Origin of the sequence: Streptomyces sp. NPDC051172 (genome assembly GCF_040682555.1) — a bacterium.
Taxonomy (GTDB): Bacteria; Actinomycetota; Actinomycetes; order Streptomycetales; family Streptomycetaceae; genus Streptomyces.
Map to the genome: position 1 here is coordinate 36807 of NZ_JBFBBE010000030.1, position 16595 is coordinate 53401.

Here is a 16595-nt window from a genome sequence, read left to right on the forward strand (position 1 = left end):
CGAATGCCACGCACCCGGAGGTTCTGGCCATGTCCGACCGGTTCGCCCCGCACCGCATCGCCGTGATCGCGCCCTCGCCCGTCTCGATGTTCAACCTGGCCATCCCCGAGCTGCTGTTCGGCAAGGTCGAGGTGGCCGGGCGGCCGGGCTACGACGTGGTCATCTGCGCCGCCGAGCCCGGGCCCGTGCCCACCAGTGGAGGGCTCGACCTGTATGTGCGCGACGGGCTGGAGGCCGTGCGGGAGGCGGACACGGTGGTCGTGGCCGGCACGGGCGCGCCCTACGAGCCGGACCCGCGGATCGTGGCCGCCGTCCGCGAGGCCGCCGACGCCGGCAAGCGGATCGCGTCCCTGTGCACCGGCGCCTTCCAGCTCGCGGAGGCGGGCCTGCTCCAGGGCCGCAGGGCGACGACGTACTGGGCGCACGCCGAGGAACTGCGCCGACGCTACCCGCAGGTCGACCTCCAGGGAGACGTGCTGTACGTCCAGGACGGCCCGTATGTCACGGCGTCCGGATACGCCGCCGGCATCGATCTCTGTCTGCACGTCATCCGCACCGACTACGGCGCCGCCGTCGCCAACGAGGTCGCCCGGCTCGCCCTCGTCGCCCCCGTACGGCCGGGCGGTCAGACCCAGTTCACGCACACCCCGCTGCCGCCCGAGCGCGGCACCGTCTGCGCCGACACCCGCGGCTGGGCCATGCGCAACCTCGACAAGCCGCTCACCCTGACCGACCTGGCCCGCCACGCGGGCGTCTCCGTCCGCACCCTCACCCGCCGCTTCCACGCCGAGAGCGGCGTCAGCCCCCTGCAGTGGCTGCTGCACCAGCGCATCGAGCGCGCCAGAGAGCTCCTGGAGACCACCGCCCTGCCCATGGACCAGGTGGCCCGCGCCTGCGGCCTGGGCACGGCCGACTCACTGCGGACCCATGTGGTCAGGCGCACCGGCCTGACCCCGAGCGCCTACCGGGCACAGTTCACCCGCCTGGGAACCGAGGCCGCCGCCGTCACGTCCTCCGCTGCATGATCAGAGCGAACAGGACCGTCGACTCCCTGGTGATCCGAACCGCGCTGCCGGCCGAGGTCGCGCCCGTCGCCGCCCTGCATGAGCGCGCCCGCGCCACCTACTACCCCGACGGCCTGCCGGACGACGGCTTCGACTGGCAGGCCGCCTGGCTGCAGGCCATCGAGCGCCCCGACGGCCAGGTGCTGTGCGCGGTCCGCGATGCCCGCCTGGTCGGCATCGCGTCCTTCCGTATCCCGGAGGGCGCCCCGGCGGAAACGGTCAAGCTCTTCCAGTTCCACGTCGACCCCGACCACTGGCGCTTCGGCATCGGTACCGCCCTGCACACCGCCTGCGTCGAGCAGTGGCGGGCCGACGGCAGGCGCACGGCCGTCCTCGACGTGCACGTCGACAACGAGCGCGCCCAGGCCTTCTACGCCCGCCAGGGCTGGGACCCGGACCCGCAGAACCCGCCCACCGAGGGCGACCACCACCTCTTCCTGCGCTTCTCGGTGTCCGGGGAATGATCCCAGCTGCTTGAACGTTCATCCACTCGGCGGAGGCGGCCTCCGTAGCCCGAACGAGCTGGAGAGAACATGAAGGTCGAGATCTGGTCGGACATAGCGTGCCCCTGGTGCTACGTAGGCAAGGCCCGCTTCGAGAAGGCGCTCGACGCCTTCCCGCACCGCGACCAGGTCGAGGTGGTGCACCGCTCCTTCGAGCTGGACCCCGGCCGCGCCAAGGGTGACGTCCAGCCGGTGATCAGGATGCTCACCAAGAAGTACGGCATGAGCGAGGCTCAGGCGCAGGCCGGAGAGGAGAACCTGGGTGCGCAGGCCGCGGCCGAGGGTCTCGAGTACCGCACCCGGGACCGCGACCACGGCAACACCTTCGACATGCACCGCCTGCTGCACTTCGCCAAGGACCAGGGCAGGCAGGACGAGCTGATCCAGCTCCTCTACCGGGCGAACTTCGCCGAGGAGCGGTCCGTCTTCAGCGAGGGAGACGAGCGGCTGGTCGAGCTGGCCGTCGCCGCCGGTCTGGAGGCCGAGGACGCCCGCAAGGTGCTCGCCGACCCGGCCGCGTACGCCGAGGAGGTCCGCGCAGACGAGCGCGAGGCCGCGCAGCTCGGGGCCAACGGGGTGCCGTTCTTCGTGCTCGACCGCAAGTTCGGCGTCTCTGGCGCACAGCCCGCCGAGGTCTTCACCCGGGCGCTGACCCAGGCCTGGGGCGAGCGCCCGCCGCTGCAGCTGATCGACCAGGGTGACGCGGACGCCTGCGGTCCCGACGGATGTGCGGTGCCGCAGCACTGAGAAAGCGTGCAGGTCGGGGCGGACCTATAAGCATTGCTTAGTGAAACCACGAAGAAATCGGCGATGGACTATGGGTGCTCCCGGGCTCACAGTGGATCCATGGAGACCTTCGAGAGCCTCGTCCGTGCCGAGTTCGCCCCGAAGAACACCTATCTCAACACCGCGAGCACCGGACTGCTGCCCGCGCGCACCGTGGCAGCCATGCGCATCGCCGTGGAGGCGGCCGCGGCCGGTGATCCGACCGACATGTTCGCGGACGTCGAGGCGAGCCGCGCCTGTTTCGCGCGGCTCGTCGGGGTGCCCGGGCGCCGGGTGGCAGCCGGGGCCTCGGTCGCCGTCTACACCGGGCTGATCGCCGCCTCCCTGCCGGAGGGCGCCGAAGTCCTCACCGCCGACGGCGACTTCAGCTCCACCGTGAACCCCTTCCACGTCCGCTCCGACCTCAAGGTGCGCAGCGTGCCGCTGGAGCGCGTCGCCGAGTCCGTGCGGCCCGGCACCGCCCTGGTCGCGGTCAGCGCCGCGCAGTCCGCCGACGGGCGGGTGACCGATCTGTCCGCGATCCGGCAGGCGGCGCGCGAGCACGGAGCACGTACGTACATCGACGCGTCCCAGGCCGCCGGATGGCTGGACTTCGACGCGGACGCGTACGACTACTGCGCCTCCGCCGCCTTCAAGTGGCTCCTCTGCCCACGGGGCGTGGCCTTCCTGGTCGTACCGGAGGATCTCGGCGGGCTCACTCCGCTGTTCGCCGGGTGGGTGGCGGGGGAGCACCCCTGGGACGCCTGTTACGGTCCCATCGACGAACTCGCCCACTCCGCAAGGCGGTTCGACGAGAGTCCCGCCCTGTTCTCCTACGCCGGTGCCCGCCGCTCCCTCGAACTCCTGGAGGAACTCGGCACGGACGCCGTACGCGCCCACGACCTCGCCCTCGCCGACCGCTTCCGCGCGGGCCTGGCCTCCCTCGGCCACGAGCCCGTCCCGTCGCCCGGTTCCCCGATCGTCTCGATCCCCGGACTGGGCCGCCGCCAGGGAGAGTTGAGCAGCGCAGGAGTGGAGGTCTCCGACCGCGCGGGCAACCTGCGCGCCGCCTTCCACCTGTACAACACGGCGGCCGATGTCGACCGCCTGCTGGACGTCCTGGCCGACTGAAGCCCGGCGCGCAGCGTACCGGAGCGGGCGGCGTCACTGTCGTGGCTGTGAAGCCTGTGACGCCGCCCGCTCCAGGATGAGTCACCGGACGGGGGTGAAGTCCCGCGCGCCGATGCTGTGTCCGATTGCCGCTGCGCGGCGGGCCGGCCGCCGGGCGGCAGCGCTCATCGGACGGGGGTGAAGTCCCGCGCACCGATGCTGTGTCCGATTGCCGCTGCGCGGCGGGCCGGCCGCCGGGCGGCAGCGCTCATCGGACGGGGGTGAAGTCCCGCGCACCGATGAACTCAGGCCGCCGAATCGGCGCCGCGAACGGCTCGACCGCCGCGTTCTCCACGCTGTTGAACACGATGAACACGTTGCTGCGCGGGAACGGCGTGATGTTGTCGCCCGAGCCGTGCATGCAGTTGCAGTCGAACCAGGTGGCCGAGCCGGCCCTGCCCGTGAACAGCTTGATGCCGTACTCGCTCGCCATTGCGGTCAGCGCCTCGTCCGAAGGCGTGCCCGCGTCCTGCATCTGCAGCGACTGCTTGTAGTTGTCCTTGGGCGTGGCTCCCGCGCAACCGAGGAACGTCCTGTGCGACCCAGGCATGATCATGAGGCCGCCGTTGGTGTCGTAGTTCTCGGTCAGCGCGATCGAGACGGACACCGTGCGCATGTTCGGGAGGCCGTCCTCGGCGTGCCAGGTCTCGAAGTCCGAGTGCCAGTAGAAGCCGCTGGCCCCGAAGCCCGGCTTGACGTTGATCCGCGACTGGTGGACGTACACGTCCGAGCCGAGGATCTGCCGTGCCCGGCCCACGACCCGCTCGTCGCGCACCAGATTCGCGAACACCTCGCTGATCTTGTGCACCTCGAAGACGGAGCGGATCTCCTTGGACTTCGGCTCGATGATCGAGCGCTCGTCGGCCCGGATCGCCGGGTCGGTGACGAGGCGCTCCAACTCCTGCCGGTAGACGACGACTTCGTCGTCGGCGATGAGCTGGTCGATGGCCAGGAAGCCGTCGCGCTCGAACGACTGGAGGTCGCCGGTCGTGATCGGGCCCGGTGTGTCGGGGGAGCCCCACACGACGGGGTCCTGGCGCGGGGTCGACACCTCGGTGGTGCCGCGGCTGGGGTAGAGATCGGTGACGGTGGTCATGGTGATGTCACACCTCCTCGGGCTCGGGCTCGGTGAGCAGCGGGTAGACGCCGTTCTCGTCGTGGTCCTCCCGGCCGGTCACGGGCGGGTTGAAGACACAGATGCAGCGGAAGTCCTCCTTGATCCGCATCGTGTGCCGCTCGTGCCCGTCGAGGAGGTACATGGTGCCGGGCGTGATCGTGTACTTCTGCCCGGTCTCGTCGTCGGTGAGCTCGGCCTCGCCCTCGACGCACACGACGGCCTCGATGTGGTTCGCGTACCACATCGACGTCTCCGTACCCGCGTACAGGATCGTCTCGTGCAGGGAGAAGCCGACCCTCTCCTTGGCGAGGACGATGCGTTTGCTCTCCCATGTGCCGGACGCGGCCTTCACATGCCGGTCGGTGCCTTCGATGTCCTTGAACGAACGGACGATCACGGTGCTTGCACTACTCCTTGCTGGTCGTTGCTAGATGGTTTCGCGTACGGCGCGGGCGAGGATGCTGAGCCCCTCGTCCATCTCGTCGGCCGTGACGGTGAGCGCCGGGAGGAGCTTGACGACCTCGCTCTCGGGGCCCGACGTCTCGATGAGCACACCGAGTTCGAAGGCGCGCTTCGCGATCCGCCCGGCCCGGCCCTTGTCGTGGAACTCCAGGCCCCACACGAGTCCGCGTCCGCGGTACTCCTTGACGTCGGCCGGGTTCTCCTCGGCGATCGCGGCCAGCGTCTGCTCGACCTGCTCGCCGCGGGCCCGGGTCTGCTTCTCCATCGCGGACCCGTCCGCCCAGTACGCCTCCAGGGCGGCGGTGGCCGTGACGAAGGCGGGGTTGTTGCCGCGGAAGGTGCCGTTGTGCTCGCCCGGCTCCCAGATGTCCAGCTCGGGCTTGAACAGGCACAGTGACATGGGCAGTCCGTAGCCGCTGATGGACTTGGAGACGGTGACGATGTCCGGGGTGATCCCGGCCTCCTCGAACGAGAAGAAGGCTCCCGTCCGCCCGCAGCCCATCTGGATGTCGTCGACGATGAGCAGCATGTCCTGGCGCTCGCAGAGGTCGGCCAGCGCCCGCAGCCACTCGGGCCGCGCGACGTTGATGCCGCCCTCGCCCTGCACGGTCTCGACGATCACGGCGGCCGGCTTGTTGAGCCCGGAGCCCTGGTCCTCCAGGAGCCGCTCGAACCACAGGAAGTCCGGCACCTTGCCGTCGAAGTAGTTGTCGAACGGCATGGGCGTGCCGTGGACGAGCGGGATGCCGGCCCCGGCCCGCTTGAAGGCGTTCCCGGTGACGGCCAGCGATCCAAGGGACATCCCGTGGAAGGCGTTGGTGAACGACACGATGGCCTCGCGCCCCTTCACCTTCCTCGCCAGCTTGAGCGCGGACTCCACGGCGTTGGTGCCGGTCGGGCCCGGGAACATGACCTTGTACGGCAGGTCGCGCGGCCGCAGCACCAGGTCCTGGAAGGTCTGCAGGAAGGAACGCTTGGCGGTGGTCGACATGTCGAGCCCGTGCGTGACGCCGTCCCGCTCCAGGTAGTCGATCAACGCCCGTTTCAGGACGGGGTTGTTGTGGCCGTAGTTCAGCGAGCCCGCTCCGGCGAAGAAGTCCAGGTACTCATGGCCGTCCTCGTCGTACATGCGGCTGCCGTGCGCACGGTCGAAGACGGTGGGCCAGCCGCGGCAGTAGCTGCGCACCTCGGACTCGAGTGTCTCGAAGACGCTGAGGTCGGGCTGGGTGATGGTCACGACGAATCGCTCCTCGTTGCGTGGGGGGAGTGCGTGTGGGGCGTCAGTGGGGTGGGTCATCGGGGCCGTCATCGGTGTGGTCGTCCGCGTCGGTCAGAGGGAGAGGGGACCGATGCGGTACAGGACTTCGGGGTCGTGCGGCCCGTCGGGGAACAGGCCCTCGTCGAACAGCACCTCGCGCTCCACGAGGGCGCCGTGCCGCTCGGCGAACGAGGTGAACAGGCGCTCGGAGCCGGTGTTGCCGGGTGTGATGGTGGTCTCGACGGCGGTGATCCGGTGCGCGGCACCGGCCCGCGCGACAAGCCCGTCGAGCAGTGCACCGGCCAGGCCGCGCCCGCGGTACGCCTCGTCCACGGCCACCTGCCACACCAGCAGGGTGCGCGGGCGGTCCGGCCGTACGTACGCGGTGACGAAGCCGACCGGCTCCCCGCGCCCGTCGCGGGCCACGGCCGAGGTGGCCGCGAAGTCGCGACACCACAGCAGATAGCTGTACGACGAGTTCAGGTCGAGGGCCTTCGAGTCCTTGGCAATTCGCCACAACGCGGCTCCGTCCGCGACCTGCGGACGGTCGATGTGCAGATCTGCTTGAGCGGCGGTCATGCGGATTTAATTTACCGAGGGAAATTCGAAATTGCATCGCTGGTGAGGGTTACGCGCGGCGGGCTTGTGTGTTATCACGCGGGCGCGAGCGGTCGCACGAGGTGGAGGCGATATCGGAGGTATTGTCCGGAAAATACGGGGCAAATCGACCGCGATGTGTAACGCGTCACAGGCATGTAACCCCCACGAGATCTGCCCGAATTCCCCCGGTTGGTGTTCGCGAAATCTTTGCGTTTAGGCCGGGGAAAAGCGGGCAGACGAATACGGGAAGCTGTGCAGAAGTGAATTCCTGAATTACACCCGGAGTTGGGCCTGGAATTAGAATCCGGTTACTCCGTCGATCCGTTCCCGCAGGATATCGGCGTGCCCGTTGTGCCGGGCGTACTCCTCGATCATATGAATGAACACCCACCGCAGACTGACCTCCAGCCCTGCCATGGGGCCGTCGACGAGCCGCCCGGTGTCGTCCAGCGACCGCCCGGCACACAGCTCACGCCCGCGCGCGATCTCCCGGCGCCATGCGTTCAGCGCCTCGTCGAGCCCGCGCGCCGGGTCGAGCGCGTACCCGGTCTCCTCGCCGAACACCGGCGGTACGTCGAGCCCGCCCACCACCCGCTGGAACCAGTTCCGCTCGACCTCGGCGAGGTGCTGCACCAGCCCGAGCAGCGTGAGCGCCGACGGCTCGGCGGACGCCGTCCGCACCTGCGTATCGTCCAACTCCGCACACTTCAGGGCCAGGGTGCCCCGGTGGAAGTCGAGCCAGCTTTCGAGCATGGGGCGCTCGTCGCCGGTGAGGTGGGGGACGGGACGCCCGTCGGGAAGAGTCTGGTCAGCCATGGGGATGAGCATGGCACCTGTGCACGCGCTGGGGACTGCCGCCCCCAGGCCCCCGCTTTCGGCCTGAACGGTCTCGTCCTCAAACGCCGGACGGCTGAAAAGATCAAGCGCCGACGGGCGAAGAAGTCCCGTGGTCACCCCCAGCCCTGCTCCACAGCCCGCCGAGCCCCGGCAAGGTCAACCGTCACCCCGAGCTCCGCCAGCGCACCGCCCAGCGCCGCCAGGCAAGCCTGCACCACTGCCGCCGAAGCATCCGTCCCATAGTGATTGACCCGAACCATCTTCTTGGCCAACGCACCCCCACCCGCCGCCAACGGCAGCGAAGGCTCACCCTCAAGCGCCCGAGCCACCACCTCCGACGCCACCACCCCGTCAGGAACCCTCAGCGTCGTGGCCACCGGCGCAGCCTCCCGCGCCTCGTACACATACGGCTCCAGCCCTCCACCGAGAGCCCCCGCCCCCGCCGGAGTCGCCGTCGCGGCCGCCGCATGCCGGGCCATGACGGCAGTCGGCCCCACCGTCTCGATCCGCTCGACACACGCCTCGAGCGCCAGCATCTCCAGCTGCGCCGGCGCATGCAGCAGGGCCTTCCGCCCGCCGTCGACCCACCGCTCCTTCCAGTCGAGCAGCGACAGATACGACCGACGCGGCGCCCCCGGGTTGGCGGCCATCCGCGCCCACGCCCGCTCGCTCACCGACACCGCCGACACCCCTGCCGGGCCGCCCATCGCCTTCTGCGCCCCGATGACGCACAGATCCACACCCCATGCGTCCGGCAGCACCGGCTCGGCCCCGATGGAGGCGACGGCGTCCAGATGGAACAGCGCGCCCTGCTCCCGTACGACCTCCCCGATCTCCGCGACCGGATTGGTGTTTCCGGTCGCCGCCTCCGCATGCACCAGCGACACGAAGTCGATCTCGGGCCGCTCGGCGAACGCGGCCCGGATCTGCTCGGCGGTGACCGCCGTGTGGAAGGGCACGGCCAGGTCGATCACCGTCGCCCCGCAGTCCCGCAGCCAGTTCCCGAAGGTCTGCCCGTACGGACCCGTGATGACGTTCAGCGCCACCGTCCCCGGCCCGGCGGCCGCGCGAATCGCCCCCTCCAGCGGCAGCAGCGCCTCACCCTGCATGATCACGACGTCCTGCTCGGTGCCGAGGAGCCGCGCCACCCGGTCCTCGATCGACGCGAAGTGCGCGGCGCTCATCGGGGGCAGATCGAGGAAGGGGTGGGTCACGGCGGTGCTCTCTTCGTTCACGAGTGGTCGGCCCGGTCGAGGGTATCCACCACCCGTGACCCCACTCCCGCCCCTCCTGCCACTTGCGACTTCTTAGGCCGGACAGCCCCGCAACCATCGGTTTGATTTGAGAGACCCAAACATCTCCTTATAATCAGAACCCACAGTTCCCACACAGGAGGCCACCCCGTGAAGACGTTCTCCGGGCGCCGGACCCGCATTCTGGCCGCCACCACCGCGACGGCCGGGCTGGTGCTCGTGGCTGCCTGCACGTCCACCGGCAACGGTGGCAGCGGGAGCAAGACCGCCGCCGGTGGCGTCCAGCTCGTCAAGGCCGGGCAGCTCACCACCTGCACCCACCTGCCGTACCCGCCCTTCCAGTCGGAGATCAACGGCAAGGTGCAGGGCTTCGACGTGTCGCTGATCGACCTCGTCGCCAAGGACCTGGGCGTCAAGCAGCAGATCCTCGACACGCCCTTCGAGAACTTCAAGACCGGCGCCTTCCTCAACTCCGGCGAGTGCGACGTGGCCGCGGCCGGCATGACCATCACCGCCGAGCGCAAGAAGAACGTCGACTTCTCGGACCCCTATTTCGACGCCACCCAGGCGCTCCTGGTCGACAAGAACAGCGGCATCACCTCGCTCGCCGACGCGAAGGCCAAGAAGGTCAAGCTGGGCGCCCAGGCGCAGACCACCGGCGAGGACTACGCGAAGAAGCAGGGCTTCGACCCGGTCTCCTTCGAGTCCTCCGACGCCGTCCTCAACGGCCTGCGCACCGGCCAGGTCAAGGCCGTCATCATCGACTACCCGGTGGTCCAGGGCTGGCTCAAGGACAAGGCCAACGCGGACAAGTTCAAGGTCGCCGACAACCTCAACACCGGTGAGCAGTACGGCTTCACGGTGAAGAAGGGCAACACCAAGCTCCTCGCCGCCGTCAACAAGGCGATCAAGGACGCCAAGGCGGACGGCACGTACAAGAAGCTGTACGAGAAGTGGATCGGCCCGTACAACCCCGCCGCCGCCTCCCCGTCCCCCGCCGCGTCCTGACCCATGAGCACCGACACGGACGTACAACTCCAGCCCAGGAAAAAGGGCCTGACGCGCAGTCAGAAGCGCAGCCTGTCGCGCGGTGCGCAGTACGTCGTCTTCGTCGCCGCCGTGATCGCCTTCGCGGTCTCGGCGGACTGGGGGCGGCTGAAGAACCAGTTCGCGCAGGGCAGCATCGCCAAGCAGATGTTCCCGGACGTCATCACGATGGCGCTGAAGAACACCGTGCTGTACACACTGTCCGGGTTCGTGGTCGGCCTGGCGCTCGGCATGGTGATCGCGCTGATGCGGCTGTCGCCCGTGGGCCCGTACCGCTGGCTGGCCGGCATCTACATCGAGATCTTCCGCGGCCTGCCCGCCCTGCTGATCTTCATCTTCATCGGGGTCGCCGTCCCGCTGGCCTTCCCCGGCACGGAGATCGTCGGCGGCACCTACGGCAAGGTGGCCCTGGCGCTCGGCCTGGTCGCCGCCGCCTACATGGCCGAGACGATCCGCGCGGGCATCCAGGCGGTGCCCAAGGGCCAGATGGAGGCGGCCCGTTCGCTGGGGTTCTCGCCGGGCCGCGCCATGGTCTCGATCATCATCCCGCAGGCGTTCCGCATCATCCTCCCGCCGCTGACCAACGAGCTGGTCCTGCTCTTCAAGGACTCCTCGCTCGTCCTGTTCCTCGGCGTCACCCTTGAGGAACGCGAACTGTCCAAGTACGGCCGTGACCTGGCCAGTACGACCGCCAACTCCACGCCGATCCTGGTCGCGGGCCTGTGCTACCTGCTGATCACCATCCCGCTCGGCTTCGTCGTACGCCGTATGGAGGCGAAGGCCCAGGAGGCCGTCAAATGAGCCGTCCGGAGATCGAAGTACGCGGTCTGCACAAGTCCTTCGGCGACAACGAGGTGCTGCGCGGCATCGACCTGGAGATCGGCCAGGGCGAGGTCGTCTGCGTCATCGGACCGTCCGGCTCGGGCAAGTCGACCCTGCTGCGCTGTGTGAACCTGCTGGAGCAGCCCACCAAGGGCCAGGTCTTCGTGGGCGGCACCGAACTCACCGACCCCGACGTCGACATCGACGCCGTACGCCGCCGTATCGGCATGGTCTTCCAGCAGTTCAACCTCTTCCCGCACCTCACGGTGACCGAGAACCTCACGCTGCCGCAGCGCCGGGTGCTCAGGCGGGACAAGGCGAAGGCCGCGCAGGTGGCCGCCGAGAACCTGGCGCGCGTCGGCCTGTCGGAGAAGGCGGACGCCTACCCCGCCTCTCTCTCCGGCGGCCAGCAGCAGCGCGTGGCGATCGCCCGCTCGCTTTCCATGGGTCCCGAGGTGATGCTGTTCGACGAGCCGACCTCGGCGCTCGACCCCGAGCTGGTGGGGGACGTACTGGCCGTGATGCGCATGCTCGCCGACGAGGGCATGACCATGATGGTCGTCACCCACGAGATGACCTTCGCCCGCGAGGTCGCCGACCGGGTCGTCTTCATGGACGGCGGCACGATCGTCGAGGACGGCACCCCCGGCCAGGTCATCGGCAACCCGAGCCATGAGCGGACCCGCCATTTCCTGTCCCGACTGCTGGACCCGGCGATGGCTCAGGTGGAGGAGGACCGCGCCCCGTAGGGGCGCGACCAGCCCCCCACTCGTCCGCAGTCGAAGAACAACGGTTTCGGCCGAGCGTTTATCGTGCGGGCATGAGCGAAGCGGTGCTGCATGTGAAGGGCAGGGTCCTCGTCGGACCCGAGGACGTCCGGGACGAGCTGTGGGTGGTCGACGGCCGCGTCTCCTACGACCGGCCCGGCGGCGCGGACGACGTCCGTACCGTCGCGGGCTGGGCGCTCCCCGGACTCGTCGACGCCCACTGCCACGTGGGCCTCGGCCCGCACGGGCCGGTCGAGCAGGACGTCGCCGAGAAGCAGGCGCTCACCGACCGCGAGGCGGGCACCCTGCTCATCCGTGACGCGGGCTCGCCCTCGGACACCCGCTGGGTCGACGACCGCGAGGACCTCCCGAAGATCATCCGGGCCGGACGCCACATCGCCCGCACCCGCCGCTACATGCGGGGCTACGCCTGGGAGATCGAGCCGGACGAACTGACCGCATACGTCGCCCAGGAGGCCCGCCGCGGCGACGGCTGGGTGAAGCTGGTCGGCGACTGGATCGACCGCGACCTCGGCGACCTGGCCCCCAGCTGGCCCCGGGAGCCCGTGGAGGCGGCGATCGCCGAGGCCCACCGCCTCGGTGCCCGCGTCACCGCGCACTGCTTCGCCGAGAACTCCCTCCAGGACCTGGTCGAGGCCGGCATCGACTGCATCGAGCACGCGACGGGCCTGACCGACGACCTGATCCCCCTCTTCGCCTCGCGCGGCGTCGCGATCGTCCCGACCCTCGTCAACATCGCGACGTTCCCCCAGCTCGCCGACGGCGGCGCGGACAAGTTCCCCCAGTGGTCGGCCCATATGCGCAGGCTCCACGAACGCCGCTACGACACCGTGCGGGGCGCCTACGACGCCGGCATCCCCGTCTACGTCGGCACCGACGCCGGCGGTCACCTCGCGCACGGCCTGGTGGCGGCCGAGGTGGCGGAGCTGGTCACCGCCGGCATCCCGCCCGTCGAGGCGCTGTCCGCGACCACCTGGGGCGCGCGGCAGTGGCTCGGCCGCCCGGGCCTGGAGGAGGGGGCACCGGCCGACCTCGTGGTGTACGAGAGCGATCCACGGGCCGACGTACGTGTACTGGAGGCCCCTCGGCGGGTAGTGGTGAACGGACACGTCGTCGGCTGACCGACGCGGGCACAAGGCGATACGGCGGTGAATGAGTGGAACGCCTGTGCCTGGGGATTCGAAAATGTTCACGGCGAACGCACGATGGGGTGAAGTGGCGCCGGAATGCCGTCAGGGCACCCTTGGTGCGCAATTCTTGACGGGTCCCGAGCAAGAATCCTCTGAGGGGTCCCCACCTTGAACGGCAAGAACTTCCGCATGCCCGCACGCCGTCTCGCCACCGTCGCGACGGCCACGGCCCTCGCCGCAGGTCCCGCGGCGCTGGCCGGCGCGGGCGCCGCGCACGCGTCCGGCGACCAGGGCCGGGCGAGCGCCGTCGTCCTGCGCACCGGGCTCGACGTGTCCCTGCTCAACAAGACCGTGAACCTGCCCCTCTCGGTCTCGCTCAACCAGGTCGAGGCGCCGCAGAGCGCCGAGAAGACGGCGCTGAGCGCCGAGCTGGACGGCGTCAACGGCGGTAGGCCCTTCAACGTGCTGGACGCGAAGACGGCGAAGTCCGCGGCGAGCGTCACCTCCGCCAGGGCCGAGGCCTACACCAGCCTCGCCCACGCCGGCGTCCACGTCCCGGGTCTGCCGCTGCTGTCCCTCATCGAACTGGAGCAGGTCACGTCGAAGGCGGTCTGTGAGGCCGGGAAGAAGCCCGTCGCCTCCTCGAACCTGGGCGGCTCGGTGACCGTTCTGGGCAAGAAGGTCACCCTGACGACCGGCGGCACCACGGAGGTGAAGGCGGCCGGCATCGGTGAGGTGCGTCTCGTCCTGTCGAAGACGGAGACGACCTCGCGTACGGCGGCCGCGACCGCCCTCGAACTCAAGGTGTCCGTCAACCCGTTGAAGCTGAACGTGGCCGAGGTGGGGGGCACCCTCACCTCGGCGAAGGCGACCTGTGAGGCCCCGGCGGGCGGCTCCGTCGGCTCCGTCGGCTCCAGCGGCACCGGCAGCACCGGTGGCTCCGGTAGCACCGGTGGCGCCAAGGCGCAGGGGGAGGAGTCCGGGCTCGCCGAGACCGGCGGGAGCTCCATGACGCCGTATGTCGCGGGTGGCGCGCTCGCTCTGGTTGTGGCAGGTGGGGGAGCGGTGGTGCTGGCGCGGCGCGGGCGGAGCTGAGCGCTTCGCGGGGTGCGCGGGATGGGCCGTCCTTTTGTCTGCGGGTTCGTGGGGGCGGGTCGCGCAGTTCCCCGCGCCCCTTTGGGGCGCTACCCGGCCCCGCGGCTATCTGTGACCCGGCGGCGACGTCAGGGTCAGGGCTCGGCCCAGTGCCTGCAAGAAGGTGCTGATCGTCGTCCTGTCCCGCACCGCCAGGCGCAGCCACTCCTCGCCCAGGCCCGGGAACGTGTCGCCGCGTCGGACCGCGAAGCCCAGGTCCCGCAGGTGCTCGCGCATGGCGGCCGCCTGGGGCAGTCGTATGAGCACGAAGGGGCCTTCGGCGGGCTGCGTCACCCGTAGGCCGTCCGAGGTGAACTCACCGAGACCGGCGATGAGATGGGCCCGGTCGGCGGCGATGCGGTGCGCCGCGTGTGCCGCCTCCGCCAGGGCCTGCGGTCCCATGCAGGCCTCGGCGGCGGCCAGCGCGGGTGTGGACACCGGCCACAGGGGCTGGGCGCGCTCCAGTTCGGCGATCGTCTCGGGGGCGGCGAGGACGTAGCCGATCCGCAGTCCGGCCAGCCCCCAGGTCTTGGTGAGGCTGCGCAGGACCACCAGCCCCGGCACGTCCGTCCGCCCGGCCAGCGCCTCCCGCTCGCCCGGCACCGCGTCCATGAACGCCTCGTCCACGACCAACGTCCGCCCGGGACGGGCGAGTTGGGCAATGACCGCGGCGGGGTGCAGGACGGATGTCGGGTTCGTGGGGTTGCCGATCACCACCAGGTCCGCGTCCTCGGGGACCGCCGCCGGGTCCAGCCGGAAGCCGTCCTCCTCGCGCAGCAGCACCCGGTCCACGGTGTGACCCGCGTCCCGCAGCGCCGCCTCCGGCTCCGTGAACTGCGGGTGCACGACCACCGGCTGACGCACCTTCAGGGCGCGGGCGAGCAGCACGAAGGCCTCGGCGGCACCGGCCGTCAGCAGCACCCGCTCCACCGGGAGGCCGTGCCGCGCCGCCACCGCCGCCCTCGCGGCCCGTCCGTCCGGATAGGCAGCGAGGGAGCCGAGCGAGCCCGCGATGCGCTCGCGCAGCCAGGCGGGCGGGGTGTCCGCGCGGACGTTCACCGCCAGGTCGACCATGGCGGAGCCGCCGTCGCGCACCTCGGCGTCGCCGTGGTGACGGAGATCGTGCTCAGTGCGCATGGGCGTGTCCGCCGTGGTGGTGGTGACCGTGGTGGTGACCGTCGTCGTCCGGGTGGAAGTGCGGCTGCTGCGGCAGCCCCACCTTGTCCTCGAAGCCCGGCAGCGCGATCCGGTACACGCACGAGTCGCAGTTCATGCGCAGATCGCCCTTGACGGCCTCCTCGTACCGCTCCATCACCAGATCGAGCAGCTCCGGCTCCGGACCGATGACGTCCGCGGAGCGCACCTCGACCTCCGGGTGCGCCGCCGCCCAGCCCTCGGTCTGCTGCCGCACGCGGTCCGGCAGGATGCCGGTGAACAGGAAGTACGGGAGGACCACGATCCGCTTCGCGCCCAGCTTCGCGCACCGGTCCAGGCCGCTCGGCACGTCCGGCGCCGCCAGCGACACGAACGCCGTCTCCACGCCCGCGTACCCGCGCCCCTCCCACAGCAGCCGTGCCGCCTTGTACACCTCGGCGTTGGCGTCCGGGTCGGTGGACCCGCGGCCCACCAGCAGCACGGTCACGTCGGCCCGGTCCTCAGGCGTCCGTGCCGTCCCGCCGAGCGCCTCGTCAAGGCGCCGCTCCAGGACCGACAGCAGCGACGGGTGCGGGCCCAGCGGGCGCCCGTACGTGTAGGAGATGCCCGGGTGGCGCTCCTTCTCACGGGACAGGGCCGCCGGGATGTCGCCCTTGGCGTGCCCGGCGGAGACCAGCATCAGCGGCACGGCGGCGAAACGCCGTACCCCCCGCTCCACCAGCTCGGCGACCGCCTCGCCGAGCGGCGGCGGCGACAGCTCGATGAAGCCGCCCGCGACGGGCAGGTCGGGGTGGCGGTCCCCCAGCTGCCGTACGAAGTCGCGGAACGCCTCGGCTCCGGCCTCGTCCCGGGTGCCATGACCGGCGATGAGCAGGGCGGGCGGCGGGGTGGTCACGATGTCTCCTCGGAGTACGAAGTGGGGTGGTACAGCAGGGCGTTCAGGGCGGCCGACGCGACCGCCGAGCCGCCCTTCTCGGACACGTTGCTCACGGCGGGCAGCCCGCTCCCGCGCAACGCGGCCTTGGACTCGACCGCGCCGACGAAGCCGACGGGCAGGCCGATGACGAGTGCGGGGGCGGCGTCCAGGGTCAGCAGCTCCTCCAGGGCGGTCGGCGCGTTGCCGATCACCCAGAGGGCTCCCGGGCCGACCTGCTCGTAAGCGAGCCGTATCGCGTGCGCCGAACGGGTCAGTCCGGGACCGGCGACGGCGTCCCTGAGCCGGCAGACCGTCTCGCGGCGGGTGATCCCGGCCGCGACCATCTCCACGTCCACGACGACGGGCGCCCCGCCGTGCAGGGCGGCATACGCCTTTTCGAGGGCGGCCTCGTCCATGACGAGATCGGTCGCGTAGTCGAGGTCGGCGGCGGAGTGGACGACCCGCTCCACCACCGCCCGCGTCAGCGGCGGGAAGTGCGAGGTGTCCAGGCGGGCCCGCAGCCGCCGGTAGGACTCCAGCTCGATCGGGTGGACCACACGGTTCACCGGCCCGG

At 70.4% G+C, this 16595-nt stretch carries 18 protein-coding genes; 9 read left to right on the plus strand and 9 right to left on the minus strand.

Features of this window, described 5'->3' with window-relative positions:
* Positions 1–29 precede the first annotated feature (29 nt).
* The 4 genes from AB0N07_RS19980 (at position 30) to AB0N07_RS19995 (ending at position 3463) form a co-directional block, all read left to right on the plus strand.
* On the plus strand, positions 30–1025 hold the full coding sequence (locus AB0N07_RS19980; RefSeq protein ID WP_365836728.1) for a helix-turn-helix domain-containing protein: 996 nt from the start codon (positions 30–32) through the stop codon (positions 1023–1025).
* Positions 1022–1528, plus strand: coding sequence for a GNAT family N-acetyltransferase (locus AB0N07_RS19985; protein ID WP_365836730.1), 507 nt, complete (start codon positions 1022–1024; stop codon positions 1526–1528). The genes AB0N07_RS19980 and AB0N07_RS19985 overlap by 4 nt, the downstream gene beginning before the upstream one ends.
* Before the next feature lie 69 nt (positions 1529–1597).
* The gene (locus tag AB0N07_RS19990) at positions 1598–2314 is read left to right on the plus strand and encodes a DsbA family oxidoreductase (protein WP_365836732.1); all 717 of its coding nucleotides are present in this window, start codon (positions 1598–1600) and stop codon (positions 2312–2314) included.
* A 99-nt stretch (positions 2315–2413) separates the two neighbouring features.
* Positions 2414–3463: an aminotransferase class V-fold PLP-dependent enzyme gene (locus tag AB0N07_RS19995; RefSeq protein ID WP_365836734.1), complete on the plus strand. Its 1050-nt coding sequence runs from the start codon at positions 2414–2416 to the stop codon at positions 3461–3463.
* 247 nt (positions 3464–3710) lie between these two features.
* Here AB0N07_RS19995 and thpD read toward each other — a convergent pair whose 3' ends face one another.
* From thpD to AB0N07_RS20025, 6 genes are all read right to left on the minus strand, one after another.
* Positions 3711–4598 carry an ectoine hydroxylase gene (gene thpD / locus AB0N07_RS20000; RefSeq protein ID WP_365836736.1) on the minus strand — a complete coding sequence of 296 codons (888 nt, stop codon included), beginning with the start codon at positions 4596–4598 and terminating at the stop codon, positions 3711–3713.
* Between the two features lie 7 nt (positions 4599–4605).
* A complete protein-coding gene (locus AB0N07_RS20005; RefSeq protein WP_030933607.1) occupies positions 4606–5016 on the minus strand; it encodes an ectoine synthase in 411 nt (136 codons plus the stop codon).
* A gap of 30 nt (positions 5017–5046) precedes the next feature.
* Positions 5047–6318 carry a diaminobutyrate--2-oxoglutarate transaminase gene (gene ectB / locus AB0N07_RS20010; RefSeq protein ID WP_365836738.1) on the minus strand — a complete coding sequence of 424 codons (1272 nt, stop codon included), beginning with the start codon at positions 6316–6318 and terminating at the stop codon, positions 5047–5049.
* A 93-nt stretch (positions 6319–6411) separates the two neighbouring features.
* Positions 6412–6918: a diaminobutyrate acetyltransferase gene (gene ectA / locus AB0N07_RS20015; protein WP_030933613.1), complete on the minus strand. Its 507-nt coding sequence runs from the start codon at positions 6916–6918 to the stop codon at positions 6412–6414.
* A gap of 318 nt (positions 6919–7236) precedes the next feature.
* Positions 7237–7755 (minus strand): DinB family protein, encoded by a 519-nt coding sequence (locus AB0N07_RS20020; protein ID WP_365836740.1) that lies wholly within the window; start codon positions 7753–7755, stop codon positions 7237–7239.
* Between the two features lie 134 nt (positions 7756–7889).
* Positions 7890–8990 carry an aminotransferase class V-fold PLP-dependent enzyme gene (locus AB0N07_RS20025; protein WP_365836831.1) on the minus strand — a complete coding sequence of 367 codons (1101 nt, stop codon included), beginning with the start codon at positions 8988–8990 and terminating at the stop codon, positions 7890–7892.
* Between the two features lie 189 nt (positions 8991–9179).
* On the opposite strand from AB0N07_RS20025, the gene AB0N07_RS20030 reads away from it, so the two are divergent.
* The 5 genes from AB0N07_RS20030 to AB0N07_RS20050 all read left to right on the plus strand — a co-directional run bounded on the left by AB0N07_RS20030 (position 9180) and on the right by AB0N07_RS20050 (position 13911).
* Positions 9180–10037, plus strand: a complete 858-nt coding sequence (locus tag AB0N07_RS20030; protein WP_365836742.1) for a transporter substrate-binding domain-containing protein — start codon at positions 9180–9182, stop codon at positions 10035–10037.
* Between the two features lie 3 nt (positions 10038–10040).
* Positions 10041–10877, plus strand: a complete 837-nt coding sequence (locus AB0N07_RS20035) for an amino acid ABC transporter permease (RefSeq protein ID WP_365836744.1) — start codon at positions 10041–10043, stop codon at positions 10875–10877.
* The gene (locus tag AB0N07_RS20040) at positions 10874–11647 is read left to right on the plus strand and encodes an amino acid ABC transporter ATP-binding protein (RefSeq protein WP_365836746.1); all 774 of its coding nucleotides are present in this window, start codon (positions 10874–10876) and stop codon (positions 11645–11647) included. Before AB0N07_RS20035 ends, AB0N07_RS20040 begins: the two co-directional genes overlap by 4 nt.
* 71 nt (positions 11648–11718) lie before the next feature.
* Positions 11719–12807 carry an amidohydrolase family protein gene (locus AB0N07_RS20045; RefSeq protein ID WP_365836748.1) on the plus strand — a complete coding sequence of 363 codons (1089 nt, stop codon included), beginning with the start codon at positions 11719–11721 and terminating at the stop codon, positions 12805–12807.
* Positions 12808–12984: 177 nt separating this feature from the next.
* Complete coding sequence (locus AB0N07_RS20050; protein WP_365836750.1) at positions 12985–13911, plus strand: SCO1860 family LAETG-anchored protein; 927 nt, start codon at positions 12985–12987, stop codon at positions 13909–13911.
* 105 nt (positions 13912–14016) lie between these two features.
* Here AB0N07_RS20050 and cobC read toward each other — a convergent pair whose 3' ends face one another.
* Genes cobC through AB0N07_RS20065 form a run of 3 tightly spaced genes read right to left on the minus strand, consistent with a single transcriptional unit; the run spans position 14017 to position 16587 of the window.
* A complete protein-coding gene (cobC, locus tag AB0N07_RS20055; RefSeq protein ID WP_365836752.1) occupies positions 14017–15087 on the minus strand; it encodes an Rv2231c family pyridoxal phosphate-dependent protein CobC in 1071 nt (356 codons plus the stop codon).
* Positions 15077–16000 (minus strand): sirohydrochlorin chelatase, encoded by a 924-nt coding sequence (locus AB0N07_RS20060; protein WP_365836754.1) that lies wholly within the window; start codon positions 15998–16000, stop codon positions 15077–15079. The genes cobC and AB0N07_RS20060 overlap by 11 nt, the downstream gene beginning before the upstream one ends.
* Positions 15997–16587 (minus strand): precorrin-8X methylmutase, encoded by a 591-nt coding sequence (locus tag AB0N07_RS20065; RefSeq protein ID WP_365836833.1) that lies wholly within the window; start codon positions 16585–16587, stop codon positions 15997–15999. Before AB0N07_RS20065 ends, AB0N07_RS20060 begins: the two co-directional genes overlap by 4 nt.
* Positions 16588–16595: the final 8 nt, after the last annotated feature.